Source organism: Novipirellula caenicola (genome assembly GCF_039545035.1).
Lineage (GTDB): Bacteria > Planctomycetota > Planctomycetia > Pirellulales > Pirellulaceae > Novipirellula > Novipirellula caenicola.
In genome coordinates this window covers 289,453-306,629 of record NZ_BAABRO010000003.1, presented here as the reverse complement: position 1 = coordinate 306,629, position 17,177 = coordinate 289,453, and the positions used below count along the sequence as shown (strand labels likewise).

Sequence of the window (17,177 nt, the reverse complement as noted above, 5' to 3'; positions counted from 1 at the left end):
GTCGACGCGCGAAAAAGGCAACCGACAGGGGGAAAGGAGTGTCTCCGGGGGGAAACTGGCAAAATTCCGCTTGCTCTGCGATCTCCTATTCGATCCGACGGTCACTGCGACGGGCGCACCCTCGAAGCAAAGAGTGGTTAAAAGATGGAAGGTTAGAACATGAGGATGCATGGGCGTGCCGTGCCGGACGCGGACTCTGATGGCCTTCTCCTTTTTCTGTCGCCCGCATCATTTTGCCATTCTTTTGGCCGCGAGATTTGACGCATGCTTACCACCTGAATCAGAGAAATCGGATGAACCAAGTTAGATGTAACCTGATCGTCATTCGGTCGCACCAGGCAGAGCAAGCATCCTCGTTCTATTCCGCCCTAGGACTCGAATTCCTTAAGCACCGACACGGCAATGGTCCGGAGCATTACGCAGCCGAACTGGCAAACTGCACGTTTGAGATTTACCCTCTTGCCGCCGATGCTCCGCCAACGACCGAGACTCGCATCGGATTCGTAGTGTCAGACGTTGAGACTGCGTTTTCTGACTTATTACGCGCTGGCGGTAAATCCATCCGTCCCCCCAAACCATCCGCCTGGGGGCTACGTGCCGTGGTAAGTGATCTCGATGGACATCGAATCGAGTTGACACAAGCGCAATAGTGGTCCCAAGAATCGAAACTAAACTTGCGCTATCCAAACTACCTCGGAATGCCGAGTTTCTAACTGCCATGCACGAGTCTTTGACTGTTCCGATCATCCGCCGAAAGTCTTGACGACTTTCGCTACGAGAGCAGCAAAGATGGCCGAAAGTCTTGACGACTTTCGCTACTGGGACGGCAAAGGTGACCGAAAGTCTTGACGACTTTCGCTACAGTTTCAGTTACTTCGTCGCCACTTTGTTGGATCCTGACTCGTTGGCTTTCCAGCCTAGCTTGTAGGCGGCGGCTTGGGCTTGGCGACTGTAGTCGATCGATTCGCCTAAAATCCGCGCGGCTTCTTGGTCAGCATGAAAGCCTTTCGAATTTTCGCTGCTGATGTAGTCCAACCGCCACATCGCCTTGCGCTGCAGATCACGGATCGGTTTTAACTGAGCTTCGGTGACACCGTTTTCTTGTGCCATCACGATTGCATCAAGCATCTCGGTCATCGCGACTGCCGCGCGATCGATCAGTGCTCGTGTCCGATCCTGGATCGTATCGACGCGCGCTTGCAACTCGGTCTCAGAAACGTTGTGACACGTCTGACATGCCTTGTTGATATTCAGCATCGGGCTGCGAACCCAGTGGCTACTGACCTTGGTCGCCCCTTGCTTCTCGTACGGCATGTGACAATCACTGCAACTGACTCCGGCGCGAGCATGAATCCCCTGGCTCCACAATTCAAACTCAGGATGCTGAGCCTTGTAAACCTTGGTTCCGGTTTCTTTGTGAACAAAGTCATAGAACTCGCCACCGTCGTCGGGGAATTCTGTTTCATCCCATTCCTGCTCGAGATCCTCGACCTTCAGCCCGTTGCCCCAGGGGAAGGTTAAGGTCATTTTGTTGGCACAGTAGTACTCAACATGGCATTGCCCACAAACGAACGAGCGGAGTTCTTGACGTGACGCATCGGTGTTGGGGTCGTAAGGGGTCTCTGAGCCTGAATCACGCCACTTTTGAATGCTTGGCAAGTGGGGAACGGGATCGTCGCTGCGAGCAAGTTTTGCGATCCCATCAATGAACCCAGGACGAGTGACACGGATCTTCATCGTGTCCGGATCGTGACAATCGATGCACGAAACCGGATGGGCACTTCCCATATGCGGATCGCCTTCGCTGGCCTCGGTGACGCCGTCATACGTCCTTAGCAACTCGGCGTGAACCTCCTCGTACGGTTTGCGGCTGACCGCTCGGAACCCCGCCATTACCGCCTCTTGATAAAATCCTTCGGCCAGTTTCGCTTCGCTAACCTCTTCCCCCGCTTGCTCGAGTCCAATTCGGCGATAGGTCGGAATGATCGAGGCGTGGCAATGCAAACAGGCACCGGACTGTTTGAAATCGGTCACCCGCTTGGTGACCTCTTGATCGTGCAGCATAAAGGCGTGCCCGCGAGCTTCGCGATAGTCGACGCTAAAAGCATAGCCGTCGTACAATCGTTTCAGCCAAGGATCCTGCTCGAGCTTACTTGGCGTGAACGCATGATTCCCGCCGTATTCGGTACGCTCGGTATCGGCGGTTCTCAAATAACCTTCGTATTGCAGCGGAAAGTTGACGCCCCACGGCTCGGGGTCGGTACTCACTTCGTTGACTTCGACCAATCGCACAAAAGGTTTTCTCGCTTCCTGCTTACGTTCAAAGATACTGACAAGCACCGCCACGACACCGACCGTAGCCATCGCTACCAAAGTCGTCAGCACCATCAACAAGCCAAAACCGCGTGATTTTTTGGATTCCATTTAACGAAAACCATGCTCAAAGAGAAGTGAGTAAAAAAGCAGAATAAAACACTAACGCTGGGCATGGCCTACGTCGGCGTGACAATGCACGCACGACTGCATGTCTTCGCCCTTGACCGCCGGCAACATTGAATGCACGAAATCGCTGTGACAATCGACACACGTGCTCTGCGTCACTCGCTTGTTTCGCGGCTTGATTTGAATCGGATCTTTGTAGTTGCCCAGCGTGAACGCCAGCGAGTGAAAGAAACCATTGTCCGCCTTGGTCACCCATTTGCCGATCGCATCGTGAGGCAAATGGCAATCATTGCAAACCGCAACGTGATGATGGCTCGAGTGTTGCCACGAATCGAAGTGACTCTGCATCGCGTGACAATTAATACACATCACCGGGTCGCTACTCATATAACTGGCCCCTTTGCCGTACCCAAACGTGAATGTGCCTAACCCGACGAGCATCCCGACCAAGACGACAAAAAAGAGGGAAACACGACCAAAGCGACGCCATCCGGCGGGTGACTTCGTGGCGTTCTCGGATGATTGCGGTATTGATGGTTCCATCCGCCGCTCGACTACTTTCAGATAAGGAGGTTGCAACACGTTGCCGCTGGCCCGGCAACTTGAGCCGCTGAACGCGATGCGATCAACAACCTTTTGTGGCCTGTAGCGATGCTACAGCATCTAGGCCACGTTCGAAGCCGACAACCGCAAATTGAACGCCGAACAAAAAAATTCAGCGGATATTCACGGCCTTATTTTCAACCGAGCATCGACGCACAGAAGTGTGCGAATGGGATCAGAGCGACCGTTAGAAAGTGCAAAGATAGAGTTGGCGCGACGAGCAATTGAACACGGAGTTCGGCTCGGCGTCGTCAGCATCCAATGCCATCGACGTTGGTAGCGGCACGGCGCGAGCCGTCCGGTTGCAGCGAGTTAAACGTTCGACATTGACCGGGCGGCTCGCGCCGCTCCGCTACAAAAACACCCGGCCAGTACCAATGTAGATGATATTGGCCGTAAGGCACCGGGTACCGCGTGGGACCCGGCCGCTGACGCGTCACGGCTCAATAAATCAACAAGTCGTCACGACTTTCGCTGCATGGTGTAGGCCCCCGAAACTCTTGACGAGCTCCGCTACTACGGACAAGTGCTTCACAGCGTTGACTGTGGGCGATCGCAACGAGTGGAAAGTAACTTCCTACCCACATCGGTCCGTGCTGGGCTAGGACTGGATCAGCCGCAGCAAGGTTTCACGGACTTTGCCGGGATTTGCATTGGGGTTCTTCTTTTTAGCTTGGCCGATCAATGCCCCGATGGCTTGCACTTTTCCGCCTTGCACATCGGCAACGACTTGCGGATTCGCGTCCAGCAATTCTTGGCAGAGCGCATCCAACTCGCTGCTATCGACCTTTTCGATCCCCAATGACTTCATCGCTTCGTCTACCGACACATCATGCTCAAGCAAGTACGCAAACACATCGCGAGCGCGCGCGTTGTCAATCTCGCCAGCGGAAACCTTTTTCAACAGTGCCCCCAACTGATCACTGGAGACAGCGAACGCATCGATCGAAGTGTCTTGTTCTTTGAGCGTTCGCATCACGTCTTGCTGGATCCACGAACTCGATCGCTTGGCGTCGCCGGATACTTCGACGACGCGTTCGAAATAGCCAATCAATGCCGGGCCTTGATTGACGATCACGTTGGCATCGTAGGCTTTCAACCCGTGTTGGTCCTGCAAACGGCGAATCGTCGCTTGCGGCAATTCGCCGAGCGTTAGCCTTGCTTGTTCGATCCGTTCTGCGGGAATTCGAATGGGCAACAAGTCAGGATCGGGGAAATAACGATAATCGGCCGACTCTTCCTTTTCACGCTGAATGAAGGTACGTTCTTTCGAATCGTCCCAGCCGCGTGTTGTTTTGGCTCGATCATCGATCGTCAATCCGTCGGTTTCCCAATCGATGTACTGTCGCTCGATCTCATACTCTAGCGCCCGCTCGACGGCGCGGAAGCTGTTCATATTTTTGACTTCAACGATCGGAGTGGCGATCTTTTTGCCATCGGTGTCGATGTGCAGGTTCACGTTCGCGTCCACACGAAGACTGCCTTCTTGCATCTCGCAATCCGAAACATTTAAATGCATCAGAATCAATTTCAACTGCGTCAAATACTCGCGGACCTCAGCCGGTGAACGCAGATCGGGCTGGCTAACGATTTCCAGTAGCGGCGTGCCACAGCGGTTCAAGTCAATTCGCGTGTCGCTCTTTCCGGCGACCTCGTCATGCATACTCTTGCCCGCATCCTCTTCGAGATGCGCCCGAATGATGCCGATATGGCGAGTGCTTTCGTCATCGGCGGGGTCGACAATCTCGAGATAACCATCGGCACAGATTGGCAAATCGAATTGGCTGATCTGATACCCTTTGGGCAAATCAGGATAGAAGTATTGCTTGCGATCCCACTTGGTCATCTCTGGGATCGAACAATTGATCGCCAACCCGGTGCGGATCGCCAAATCGATCGCTGCTTCGTTGATCACCGGAAGTGCGCCGGGAAGTCCCAGACACACCGGACAGACCTGCGTGTTCGGCGGCGCCCCAAATTCCGTACTGCAACCACAAAACAGTTTCGTTTTTGTCTTGAGTTGAACGTGAACTTCCAGCCCGATGACGGTGGTGACTTGATGAGTGGACATTGGCGCAAGTGAATGGGGGGTGACGGTGCGATCACGAGCCGTGTGCGGACTCGCAAGTCAGTGTCTTGAAAAAAGGCAATACAGCGTGAAATCAGTGGGAAGGACGTTTTTGGTGATGATCGGTGGCGGTTTGAAATGCGTTGGCCGCAAATAGCAAACGCGACTCCTCAAGCGCAGGTGCTTGCAATTGAATGCCAATTGGCAAACCTGACGAATCGCTTCCGCCCGGCAATGAGATCGCGGGCAACCCAGCTAGATTGGCACCGACCGTGAACAAATCGCAGAGGTACATTTGCAGTGGATCGTCAATTTTGTCGCCCAGCGGGAATGCGGTCGATGGTGTGACCGGGCCAAGCAGCAAATCGACTTGCGAGAATGCGGCGTCGAAATCGCCTTTGATCAAACGGCGAACCTTCAACGCTTGGTTGTAATACTTGTCGGTGTAACCTTCGCTCAGCGCATACGTCCCGACCATGATGCGGCGTTTGACCTCCGAACCAAATCCTTCTTCGCGACTGCGACAATAAGCCGAGACAAGCGGGCCGTCGGGGCTGTGCATGTCGATCGAATCGGTGCGATGACCGTAATGAGCACCATCGTATCGCGACAGGTTGCTGCTGGCTTCACAAGGAGCGATCACGTAGTAGGTGGGAACCCAATACTTGCTGTGTGGCAGATTGACTTCGACAATCTCGGCACCTTGACTCTGGAACACCTTGGCCGCCTCGTTGACGACGTCCATGATCGCCGGATCGATACCTGCAGTTTCCGCAGTCTCGCTGAGTACACCGATTCGCAAGCCACGTAAATCGGACGACTGCAGTACATCGGTATACTTGGGTACAAATTGATTCAGCGAAGTCGAGTCGCGTGGTTCAAATCCAGCGATCGCTTCCAACAGAAGCGCGACATCGGGCACCGACCACGCCATCGGGCCGACTTGATCCAAGCTGCTGGCGAACGCGACCAACCCATAACGGCTGACGCGTCCATAAGTCGGCTTCATCCCCGTGATCCCACAGAACGCGGCGGGTTGCCGAATCGAACCACCGGTATCGGTCCCCAGACTCAGCGGCACCGAGCCGGCTGCAACACAAGCGGCCGCGCCACCGCTGCTGCCGCCTGGCGTGCGATTGGTATCCCAGGGGTTTCGGGTCAGCCCAAATGCACTGGTTTCGGTGCTGGCGCCCATCGCAAATTCGTCCATGTTCGTTTTGCCGATGATCACGGCATCGGCTTCGCGAAGCTTGCTGACGACGGTGGCATCGTAGGGTGGGCGAAAATCTTTGAGCATTCGCGAGGAACACGTGGTCGGCATGTCGTTGGTGCAGAGCACGTCTTTGACCGCCACGGGAACGCCAGCCAAGATGCCCAGCGGCTCGCCAGCGGCGCGTTTGGCATCGACGCGTCGAGCCGCCTCGATGGCCTGTTCCGCCGCAACATGAGTGAATGCGTTGATCGAGTCTTGGGTGTCGCGGACCGACGCCAAAGCTTTTTCAGCAATCTCAACTGCGGTTAAATCGCCATTTTCTTGCAATCGAACCAATTCCAAGGCGGAATCTAGCATGGTTTCTGCATCAATCGTAAAGTGGAAACGTGTTCAAGCGAAAAAGAATTATTGGAGATCGCCGGCCAGCCGACTACCGGGCTATGTTTTGGATGTTTTTAGCGTCTTCGGCGATTTTGGATGCTCGCAGCGTTGCCGTTGCGGCAGCCAATTTGGGCGTTTGCTGCGGTGCGACAAGAGACGAAGCGGGAGCCTCGAAAGAAGTGCGTTCCCAGCCAGAGTCCAACACCATGAACAATCTTCAGGCTGGAAATTGCAGCATTTGCGTTTCGTAGCTACGCTCGCCAGAGCGTGGATTGTTCGCGTCCGTTGTGAATCACCACCTTCTAGCGAAGGTAGCTACTAGGAATATCGTTGACGGCGTCAGGCAGAGCTTGGGAACGAAGATTTTATCCGCTACGCGGGCGACCTACCCATTGTGATCGTGGCGACACAACCGGCTGCCCCACCGGCGAGCGTGATGTCGGCGTTGTGCAACTTGGCAATCCGGTAGGCTCGGCACAGCCCGAGCCCAAGCCCGCGGCCGGCTTCGCGGCCGCTAAAGTAGGGATCAAACGCATGTTCACGTGCCGCACGTGAGAGTCCAGGACCGCTGTCGGCTACGTGAATCAAGATGCGAGTCGCCTCGGAGACGACCGAGACCACAATCGTGCCGGATGATCCGATCGCTTCGATCGAATTTCGCAGTAAGACTCGCAGCGCTTCGCCAAACATCGGTTCATCAAGATCAAGCACGAGCTCGTCGACAGAAGTCTCGGTTTCCAATCGGATGGATAACGAATCAGCCTCGTCGACAAATTCATCCGCAACCGATCGCACCAATTTGTTCAGATCACACTGCGAGGTCTCCGGTAACGGCGGATTCGCGTAGAACATCAAGTCGGCAATCATCTGGTGAGCTCGATAGACTTGGTCGACGATCTTTTGCAGCGACGCACTTCGCTGCGGGTCGGCTTCGCCCTGCTTCAATTGTTGGGCTCGCGTCGAGATGTTCGCCAACGGATTGTTGATCTCGTGACTGAGTCCGTAAGCAAATTGTTTGAGCGCAGCGAGTTTTTGCGTATGAAGTCGACGATCAAACGATCGCTCGAGCGTGCGGGTGTGTTGCATCTGCCGAGCAAGCTGATGCAGCGAATCGGCCGCCGCGATCTCGGCCGCCGCCATCCCAGGCGTAGGCGAAGGAGCCACACCGTTCAGCTCTGCTGCGGTGAAGGTGACACTCGGCCATCGATCTCGCCATGACGCAGCAACACTTGGGCCGGTCACCTCGAGCCAAAGCGTCGCCTCTGCAAGCCATTGTTCGACCGGCAGCGTTCTAAAATACGCATCCAGTTCGCTCCAGCGTGATCGGATTGCGGACGTGATCACGGGCGCCCCTAAAAACGCATCACCCTCGGAAAACGGTGTGATTGCGTTTTCGGCAAGCCAAGCTGCCAAACCGGTTAACGACGTCGAATCACCGGGAAACGACGCAGCGGCGAAGATCAACAGCGGCGGATCGGTCCGCAATGCTGCGATTGTTCGCTGGAGCGTGATCGGATCCGGCGATTGCGAAACGCCGCCTTCGACGCCTTGCTCGCCAGCGGCCAACAAATCCGTTTCATGGCTGCGCAACAGCACCCCCGTCAAACACTCGGTAGCAACGAGCGAACGGGGCAGCCACCATCGACTGGATTCGAAACGCAGGCTGGGCAACAAGTGGGTTGGGGACATCACGCTAAGAAGACCATCCGTGTCGCACTTGTTTCAGTTTGCACCACGTCGAGGTAGGCAGGTCGCCTGCGTTTGTCACCGAGAGGTGGTGCTTTGTCAACGTAAAGTTTCAGGGTCACGAAAATTCGGGCGTGGGTTTCCGAATCGTTTAGTAACGACATCGAAAGTCTTGTTGAGCTTCGCTACGGCGATGACAGGCTGGATGCCAATGCGACTTTGACAGGCTGGAAGCCTATCCCACATTGAAAGGATCGGAGCCTATCCTGTGATGCTGGAGCGAAGCCGAATTCCGTTTTCGCGTGACCGTTTAATTGATCACGCCGCGTTCCATTTCGAGCAGGTCGCACGATCGGTTGATCAAATCATCGATCGCGAACGGCTTTTGCATGAAATCGTTTGCACCGGCCGCTTTCAAAGCGTCGACTTTGTTGTGCTCGACCATCCCCGAGATACACAGGATCTTGACCATATCCATCGCGGGATCGCTGCGAACACGTTGGCATACTTCTTTGCCGTTGATATCGGGCAACATCACGTCCAAGATCACCAGATCGGGGCGAAACTCTTTCACTCCCATTCCGGCGTCGAACCCGTTGTTTGCGGTGCGGATGTCGAAACGCCCGTCACGCGAAAAACCTTCGCTGATCAGTTCGACCAAATCTTGATCGTCGTCCACGATCAGCAGCTTCTTCTTGCCGCTTTCAAGTGCGTCGGTGGGAATTCCGTTTTCCTTCATGAACATGAAAAGTTGTTCACGTGGAATGCGTCGGAATTTACTTCCGGGGACACGAAACCCCTTTAACGAACCGTTGTCGAAACAACGGATAATCGTTTGCTGGCTGACCTTACAAATCTTGGCCGCTTCGCCTGTCGTGAAGACCGTCTTAATGGTCATGGCAGAAACCATCCTCCCTGCATGACGAGCCGTTACATTGTGAATCCTGGAGCTTTGAACACGACCTCGGCGTATTGCAACATGCAGCCCAATACAGCGTGTCTCGTCCAAAGACAGACCATCATGATGTCACTTGCTAGCAAATGTAAGTTAATGATTCGTTGTGCATCCGATACACAAGTCACCCAACCGTTCACCACGAGTCTTTGTTTAGCAACCTTCCCGTCCCCCGCACTAGCACATTACCGAGCTAAAGTGTGCGAAAAACGCAAGCAGCAAGAAACTCCGAGTCCCCCTGCCTTACCAAGCTTGCCTCACCAACGAATTCTATCGAGTTGACACAGTGGGTCAAGATCGATTTGAATTCCATAAGTCCCGTATTCATCGGAACTTAAGGATTCTAGCCCGCGTTTTTTGGATTTTGTGGGGCGTGCAGGACCCAGAATTAGTGGAACGCGACTTCGCCGGATGCTCCAATTAACTTGTACTCCTGTGGAGGCTCTGCGTCCGATCTACCGCGTGCACTCATCTGCCAATGATTCTTATCGCCCCCTACACGACCGATGCTCCGGTCTACCACCTACCAATCGTGACTGGTGGCCTAGTCGCGACCAACATTGTGATCTTTTGTCTCACCACGCTTCAGGTCGCCTTGGGCAATGTGGAAGTCGAGTCGATCGAGTGGCTGATCCTTCAATTCGACACGATCAATCCGCTGCAGTGGATTAGCTGCGCATTCATGCACGCCGACCTGATGCATTTGCTGGGGAACATGTTGTTCCTGTGGGCGTTTGGATTGGTTGTCGAAGGCAAGATAGGAAACCTGCCGTTTTTGGCGTTGTACCTTTTGATGGCCTTGGTCGGCGGCATCATTGTCCAGCTTCCCATGTTTATCCTGGGCAGCGACGGCGGGGCACTCGGAGCCTCGGGCGTCATTTTCTCGTTGCTGGTGATCGCAATGTTGTGGGCTCCTGAAAATGAAATGGACTGTTTCTGGGTCGTCGGCTTTCGCATGGGGACGTTCGAGGTACGAATCATCAGCCTCGCGTCGGCGTTTCTAATGATGCAGCTTGTGTTTTTGGCGTTGGGAGGATTTTCGATGTCGTCGGAAATGCTGCACTTGATCGGCGTGGCAGTAGGATTACCGATTGGCCTATTGATGCTGCGGCAGGATTGGGTGGACTGCGAAGGCTGGGACGTCATTTCGCGAAACGCGTGGCTACAACAATACAATTTGTTTTGCAGCGACAAGCAGCGTCTCGCGAAGTCTCGCAAAAAGATCGAACACGAAGACCCGATCGCAGCGGCACTGGGAAATCGCCCCACCCCGGTGGCCATGAACACCGCCACCGCCACCCGCCGCGCCACGGTAAAAACCGAGACGCCCCAACCTGCGGCGGCGGCCAAACCCGGTTTCAATCCGCTGTTAACGAAGCTACTCGCAAAGCCAAAGACACCTGCGGTTGCAGCGGAGAAGCCTAACGCCCAGGACCATCCGGAATTCAACCGACTGGTGCACTTGCTGAGACAGGCCATTGATTCATCGAGTGCCATCATCGCACAACAACACTTCCAGCGACTGGAACAACTGAAACTCACCTGCGGACTATCCGATACCCTGTTGGCAGCCTACGCCAAATTATTGGCAAGCAAGAAGCTGTATGTCGAAGCGATTCGACCTCTCACACTCGTCGCGATTCACGGTGGAGCTCAGTCGAATCAAGCACGATTGCGAATCGGCCAAATCCAATGGTCTGTTCAAAAGAATCGGCAAGCAGCTGAGACCACGTTGCGTGGAATCGTGATCCCGCCGGACGCGATGAACGAGGCCAACCAAAAAGTGATCACAATGCGTGACCAACTACTGAAACAGATTTCAGTGTCGCAGTAGCTGTAGGGCCAACGCGGTGAAGCATTTTCTCGTAGCGACCTTCGCCAGATCGTAGCTACCTTCGCGAGAAGGTGGTGAATTGCACTGGCTGGCAATCATCCACGCTCTGGCGAGCGTAGCTACGGAATACAAATGCTGTAATTTGTCGTCTCTAAATGCTTCACAGCGCCCCCAATTGGGCGCTAGCCCCGGTTCAGTGCCGGAACCCTGGCAATCACCAAAACGGCCAATTTACTGAAAGACTCCTGCTAACTGCCTAACGGCTTATCGTTTGCGTTCGAGGTGAGCGAGTACCAAGGCGAGATCGGCCGGGGTGACGCCGCTGATTCGTTTGGCTTGATCGAGATTTTGCGGACGAACTCGATTCAGTTTCTCTCGCGCTTCCTGGCGTAGCGGACCGATGGCATCGTAACTGAACGCTTGGGGAATCTGCTTACTTGCGAGCCGGTGGTGCTTTTCGACCTCCATCTTTTGCCGCGTGATGTAGCCTTCGTATTTGATGTCATACAGACATTGCGTGGCAGCATCTTCGTCGATCTGACGCAGTCCTTCGACGTGGCTACACATCACGTTCCAGTCAACTTCGGGACGACGCAGATAGACATCGCCGGGCGTGTTGTCGACTCGGGAACTCTTTAGTAGCTCCATGCCCAAATCGATTTGTGACAACTTGTTGGCAAAACGATCACGACGCTGCGCATCAATCAACCCGAGCTCGTCGGCCGCGGCGGTCAACCGGCGGTCCGCATTGTCTTGTCGCAACAACAACCGATACTCTGCCCGGCTAGTAAACATACGGTAGGGTTCATCGGTTCCTGCGGTCACCAAATCGTCAACCAAAACACCGATGTAGGCTTGATCACGCGTGGGTACCCATGGCGACTTGGAGGCGACTTTACGGGCGGCGTTTAGCCCTGCGATTAAACCTTGACCAGCGGCCTCTTCATAACCGGTCGTGCCATTGATTTGCCCGGCCAAGAACAATCCTTCGACCGCCTTACTTTCCAAATGCGGCCACAATTGCGTGGGAGGACAGAAGTCGTATTCGACGGCATAACCGTAACGCATGATTTGAGCATTCTCGAGTCCTTTGATCATACGGAACATCTGGTCTTGGACGTCGCGTGGCAGACTGGTCGAGATTCCGTTGACGTAGACCTCTTCGGTTTGACGTCCTTCAGGCTCGAGAAACAATTGATGCGAATCTTTGTCGGCAAAGCGGACGACCTTGTCTTCGATCGAAGGACAATAGCGTGGCCCCCGCGAATTGATTTGGCCGCTGTACATCGGCGCCCGGTCCAAATTGGCACGGATCAATTCATGCACCGCATCGTTGGTGTAGGCGATGTGGCAAGGCAATTGCTCGCAATGAGCCAACGATCCAGTTATGAACGAAAACGGCTGCGGATTGTCGTCGCCCGGCTGCAATTCGAGTTGCGAGTAATCGATCGTTCGCGAGTTCAACCGTGGCGGCGTTCCGGTCTTAAACCGCTGGACCTCGAAACCCAATCGGTTCAGCGCCCCGCTGATTCCGGTCGTGGTCCCCTCCCCTGCCCTGCCCCCGGACGTTTTGGCATCGCCGGTATGCATGATCGCTTTGAGGAAGGTGCCCGTGGTCAAAATTACGGTCGGAGCGAGGTACTCGGCATCGCCGACCACGCTGATTCCGACGACACGGGTTTTGCCATCGACCGTTTCGGTGATCAGATCCACGACCGTTTCTTGCCGCAGATGCAGATTGGGCTGCTGTTCAATCTGACATTTGATGTGGTTTTGGTAGGCTTTTTTGTCCGCTTGAGCCCGTGGACTGTGCATCGCCGGGCCTTTTCGGCAGTTGAGCAGGCGAAATTGGATGCCGGTCGCATCGATCGCTCGCCCCATCAATCCGCCCAACGCATCGACTTCGCGGACAATCTGCCCCTTGGCAACACCCCCGATAGCGGGATTACAGGACATTTGCCCCACCGTGTCCAGGTTGGTCGTCAATAACGCGGTTTTTGCTCCCACACGAGCCGCAGCGGCTGCGGCTTCGGTGCCCGCATGACCGGCACCAATGACAATAACGTCATAAGAGTAAGAAGACTTTGTCATGGAATCACGTCGCAGGGTGAATAGATCAAGAAGGAAAGGGGAGCGAGTCGAACCGGAGAGGATAGGTAAGGACACCGTTTTCCGTGTTTGAAGGCTGATCGACAAGATGCATACCGCCAAGAAAGCCGTCGCCGCTGCGGTATTCGCGCTAAGCGGATCGGGATTTGCTATCACAGCAGTACATGCTCATGCAGACTCGCCGGCTCTAAAAACAAGCAGCACTGACGCCATCATATCAACCGAGGTGGGTTCTGCTAAAGGACGGCCGCCAAGTTATGCGGTCTCGGCAGCCAGCTCGACCGTCGAACCGGTTGCAGTGCTCAATTCTCGCTCGTTTAAAATCCCATTCAACGTGGACACTGCCGGATCGCGTCCGGTGGAAGTGCGTTTGTACGTCAATCGCGGCGGCAATTCGGGCTGGGAACACTTTGATTCGAAACCGCCGACGATCCGTGAATTCGCATTTTCGAGCGACGAAGACGGCGTCTATCTGTTTGCGACCCAAACCCTCGATTCCAGCGGCAGTGCCCACCCGGCGGGCCCGATTCATCCGCAGCTAAAGGTCGTCGTCGACACGACTGGCCCGCTGATGACGCTGCATGCCGACGGCGATGCCGATGGCACGGTTCGCTGCCGCATGGATATCGAAGACGCCACCGCGATTTCGGACACGCGGATCTATTACGCCAGCGATGTGGAATCTCAGTGGCGATTGATTCCGGTCCAACCCGAAGGGGACGATCGTTCGTTTACGTTTCTTCCCAAAGAAGATTGGCGTCAACTATCGATCCATGTCACTGCGATCGACTCGGCGGGCAACCAGACCGTGCAAATGAAGCGACTGCAGCGGCCACGATTGGCTGCATTGCCAACTAACCGCTTTGCCGCCAGCGATCACCGCGACAGCGAAGTGCCCACCGCGGCTCCGTTTGCCAAACCGCAGCTAAAAGCCATCTCGGTTCAACACCGAACGGCTTCGTCGTCCCCATCGACCACCGATTTGTATATTCGTCCGGCCGAAAGCGATCCTACGAGCGGTTCGAGCCCGATCATCAAACTGGATCGCAAAAAGCCTGAAAGCGAGACGCCAAAGATCGCCGCGAACTACGGCTCGATCCGTGGTGATTCTCCGCTGAACCAATTTCGTGGGCACACGCCTGCCGGCGAAACTCAACACGCGTATGCTCAAGCACCGCTCACCGGGGCGCCACCTAGCCCAGCCAATACGCGACGGATCATTCCGCCGGCGAAGGTCCCTGTGCTGACCGCGCCCGCAGTGCCGACCGTCCCCGCAGCACCGCCCCGTGTCAGTACGCCGCCCAGTTTACAAGTGCCACCCAGCTTGCAAGTCCCGCCTAGCTTGCAAGTTCCACCGAGCTTGCAAACTCGACCAAGCCAGCCCGCGCAGCCAAAGTTGCAAACGCAAACGCAAACGCCAGCCGCAACGGGTTTCCTGATGCCACAAACCGCCACGGTGCCACACAACCCGGTTCGCGGGCAGGTTGCTGGGCAAATCGGAAACGCGTTTCCGTTGCCACGTTACGCCCAGCGGCCAGGTGCGATTGAGTTGCCCTCGCCTGCCACGCCAGAGCAAGTCACGCTGCCGTTTGGTGCTGACGAAACACCACGACCTGCGACTCCGTCCCGCAAAGGTCCCACGCTGTTTGCACCTGGAACCGGGGCCGCGGCCGCAGCACCAACAAGTCCCGAAACCACCGAAGCGGCGCGACCTAAAACGCCTGCCGAAGCGATGCGGCCGATCGACAAGAGCGAGATCACCAAAAGCGACCGTCCCATACGCCCGGCACCACCGGAGAAACGGGTTGAAAAACGACCTGCCACCGTGAGTGGCAATCCCAATGAACCGCAAACCCAATGGGCGGTTCCTACCACCACCGCCGACGATCACTACAGTGCACAACGTGCGTTGCAGTCACGCATCGATTCGGCCACCTTTGGTGGTCGTGTTCCGACTCGGTTCAGCGACTCGAATCGATTCAGCTTGGAATATGAACTCGAGGCTGTAGGAATCGTCGGCGTCGAATCAGTGGAACTGTACGGCAGCACCGATGGAGGCAAGAGTTGGAAGTTCTGGGGCCAAGACCCTGACAATGCCAGTCCGTTTGATATTGAAACCAAGGAAGAAGGTGTCTTTGGTTTTCGCATCGTCGTCGTCAGTTCCAACGGATTAACCAGCCCGAGACCACAGGCGGGCGAAAGCCCCGATATTGTCGTGGTCGTTGACCAGAGCAAGCCGACGGTGCGAATCACCGGGGCTCAATATGGCGAAGGCGACCGCACGGGATCATTGGTGATTCGCTACGATTGTGACGACGCCAACTTGATGACGCGGCCGATCACGTTGTCGTTCAGCGACGATGTGGAAGGTCCGTGGACCACGATCGCCGCGGGACTTCGAAACGATGGCGACTATGTTTGGCCCGCCGATCCGCAATTGCCGCGTCAACTGTATCTACGCATCGACGCGACCGACAATGCGGGCAACATGGGCAGCTACGTCCTGGATCGCCCGATCGACACGCAGGGGTTGGCCCCACGTGCTCGGATTCGCGGTTTCCTGCCGATCAGCGGGCTCCCGATGCCATCGGACAACGAGCACACTGCCGCTCGCAACCAATCGACGTACAATTAGTGAGTAGTGCCTCGCCGGTCAGGATGAGGGATCGGCTTCCAGGCGGTCATCAATAGGAGCGGCACAACTCCGGTCGCCTCTAAACTCCGGTCGCAGGCGAACTTCTGCCACCGGTGGCGTTTGCAAAGCACAGTCTTTAGGCTGGAGCCCTGGCAGTCCCCACTCGAAACACTCGCTTAAAAGTTACTGATGGCGATTCTGAACGCCTTTGAAATGTTAACCAAGCCACCGGCGCAATTGCCGTCGATGGCCGCCGTGTTTGGTCCCGACACCACGCTACGGACATGGGTTATTTCGGCGTTGTCTTCTGATGGCGACGTCACCTCGTTTGATGGTGAAACGGTTCGCTGGTCTGATCTCCGTGATGACCTGGCCACTGCGTCGCTGTTTGATTTTGATGGAAAACGAACGATCGTGATCCGCGATGCCGACAAATTCGTGTCGAATCATCGTCCGGAGCTGGAGAAGTATGCTGCTAATCCAGGCGAGTCCAACCGCTTTGTCATGGAAATGACAACGTTGGCGTCGAACACCAAGTTGTACAAAGCGATTGCGGGCGACCACTTGGCCGTCGCCTGCACCGCCAGCACCGACAAGAAGCTGGGGATCACCGCAGCCAACCGTCGCAAATTTTTGTGCAACTATGTCGCCAAACGGCATGGCGCTGCGTTGTCTGGGGAAGCCGCCGACGCCCTGATCGAAATGCTGGGCGAAGAGATCGGGATGATTGAAACCGAGATCGCCAAGCTGGCACTTTACAAACCGCCCGGAGAAACGATCGACGAACCGCTCGTGCGGGAAGTGGTCGCCGGATGGCAAGGCAAAACGGTGTGGCAAATCACCGAAGCGATCGCGACCGGCAACGCTGCCGAGGCGCTGCTGCAATTAGACAAACTGATGAGCGGCGGTCAGCGGCCAATCGCACTTCTGCCACAGATCGCTTGGTCGCTGCGTCGATTGGGGATGGCCACCGCGGTGGTCGAGCATCGTGAACGCGAAGGCCGCTCGGTGCAGCTCGAAGACGCATTGGCATCGGCGGGAATCCACCGCCCCTCGGACATCCAACAATCCAAAGCTCAGCTGCGAGGCCTCGGGCGAGCCCGCGGCAAACAGCTACTGCCCTGGCTACTGGACGCCGACCTCCGGCTCAAAGGAACGCACAGCGCCGATGGACGCGATCGATTCTTACTCGAACATCTGGTCATGCGGTTAGCCAAAGCCGCGCCGCAGAAGTAGCAAAGCTGCGGCTTG

Annotated in this window: 11 protein-coding genes; 4 read left to right on the top strand and 7 right to left on the bottom strand. The window is 55.7% G+C overall.

The genetic code is table 11. From position 1 onward, the window contains the following. Nucleotides 1-293: 293 nt before the first annotated feature. Entirely contained in the window at nt 294-650 is a 357-nt protein-coding gene (locus ABEA92_RS08515) for a VOC family protein (protein WP_345683393.1), read from the top strand. Between the two features lie 220 nt (nt 651-870). Here ABEA92_RS08515 and ABEA92_RS08510 read toward each other — a convergent pair whose 3' ends face one another. The 6 genes from ABEA92_RS08510 to ABEA92_RS08485 form a co-directional block, all read right to left on the bottom strand. Beyond that, complete coding sequence (locus tag ABEA92_RS08510) at nt 871-2,424, bottom strand: ammonia-forming cytochrome c nitrite reductase subunit c552 (RefSeq protein WP_345683392.1); 1,554 nt, start codon at nt 2,422-2,424, stop codon at nt 871-873. A gap of 51 nt (nt 2,425-2,475) precedes the next feature. Then, nucleotides 2,476-2,985 carry a cytochrome c nitrite reductase small subunit gene (gene nrfH / locus ABEA92_RS08505; RefSeq protein ID WP_345683391.1) on the bottom strand — a complete coding sequence of 170 codons (510 nt, stop codon included), beginning with the start codon at nt 2,983-2,985 and terminating at the stop codon, nt 2,476-2,478. 661 nt (nt 2,986-3,646) lie between these two features. Then, nucleotides 3,647-5,116: an Asp-tRNA(Asn)/Glu-tRNA(Gln) amidotransferase subunit GatB gene (gene gatB / locus ABEA92_RS08500; protein ID WP_345683390.1), complete on the bottom strand. Its 1,470-nt coding sequence runs from the start codon at nt 5,114-5,116 to the stop codon at nt 3,647-3,649. Nucleotides 5,117-5,207: 91 nt separating this feature from the next. After that, nucleotides 5,208-6,683, bottom strand: coding sequence for an Asp-tRNA(Asn)/Glu-tRNA(Gln) amidotransferase subunit GatA (gene gatA, locus ABEA92_RS08495; protein ID WP_345683389.1), 1,476 nt, complete (start codon nt 6,681-6,683; stop codon nt 5,208-5,210). Between the two features lie 396 nt (nt 6,684-7,079). Further along, nucleotides 7,080-8,396, bottom strand: coding sequence for a sensor histidine kinase (locus ABEA92_RS08490; protein ID WP_345683388.1), 1,317 nt, complete (start codon nt 8,394-8,396; stop codon nt 7,080-7,082). Between the two features lie 307 nt (nt 8,397-8,703). After that, nucleotides 8,704-9,291, bottom strand: a complete 588-nt coding sequence (locus ABEA92_RS08485) for a response regulator (RefSeq protein ID WP_008700604.1) — start codon at nt 9,289-9,291, stop codon at nt 8,704-8,706. Nucleotides 9,292-9,826: 535 nt separating this feature from the next. Here ABEA92_RS08485 and ABEA92_RS08480 point away from each other — a divergent pair. Continuing rightward, entirely contained in the window at nt 9,827-11,182 is a 1,356-nt protein-coding gene (locus ABEA92_RS08480; RefSeq protein WP_345683387.1) for a rhomboid family intramembrane serine protease, read from the top strand. Between the two features lie 264 nt (nt 11,183-11,446). On the opposite strand, the gene mnmG is transcribed toward ABEA92_RS08480, so the two are convergent. Then, complete coding sequence (gene mnmG, locus ABEA92_RS08475) at nt 11,447-13,273, bottom strand: tRNA uridine-5-carboxymethylaminomethyl(34) synthesis enzyme MnmG (RefSeq protein WP_345683386.1); 1,827 nt, start codon at nt 13,271-13,273, stop codon at nt 11,447-11,449. A 106-nt stretch (nt 13,274-13,379) separates the two neighbouring features. On the opposite strand from mnmG, the gene ABEA92_RS08470 reads away from it, so the two are divergent. Then, nucleotides 13,380-15,926 (top strand): hypothetical protein, encoded by a 2,547-nt coding sequence (locus ABEA92_RS08470; RefSeq protein ID WP_345683385.1) that lies wholly within the window; start codon nt 13,380-13,382, stop codon nt 15,924-15,926. Nucleotides 15,927-16,115: 189 nt separating this feature from the next. Further along, the gene (holA, locus tag ABEA92_RS08465; protein ID WP_345683384.1) at nt 16,116-17,162 is read left to right on the top strand and encodes a DNA polymerase III subunit delta; all 1,047 of its coding nucleotides are present in this window, start codon (nt 16,116-16,118) and stop codon (nt 17,160-17,162) included. The last annotated feature ends 15 nt before the right edge of the window (nt 17,163-17,177 follow it).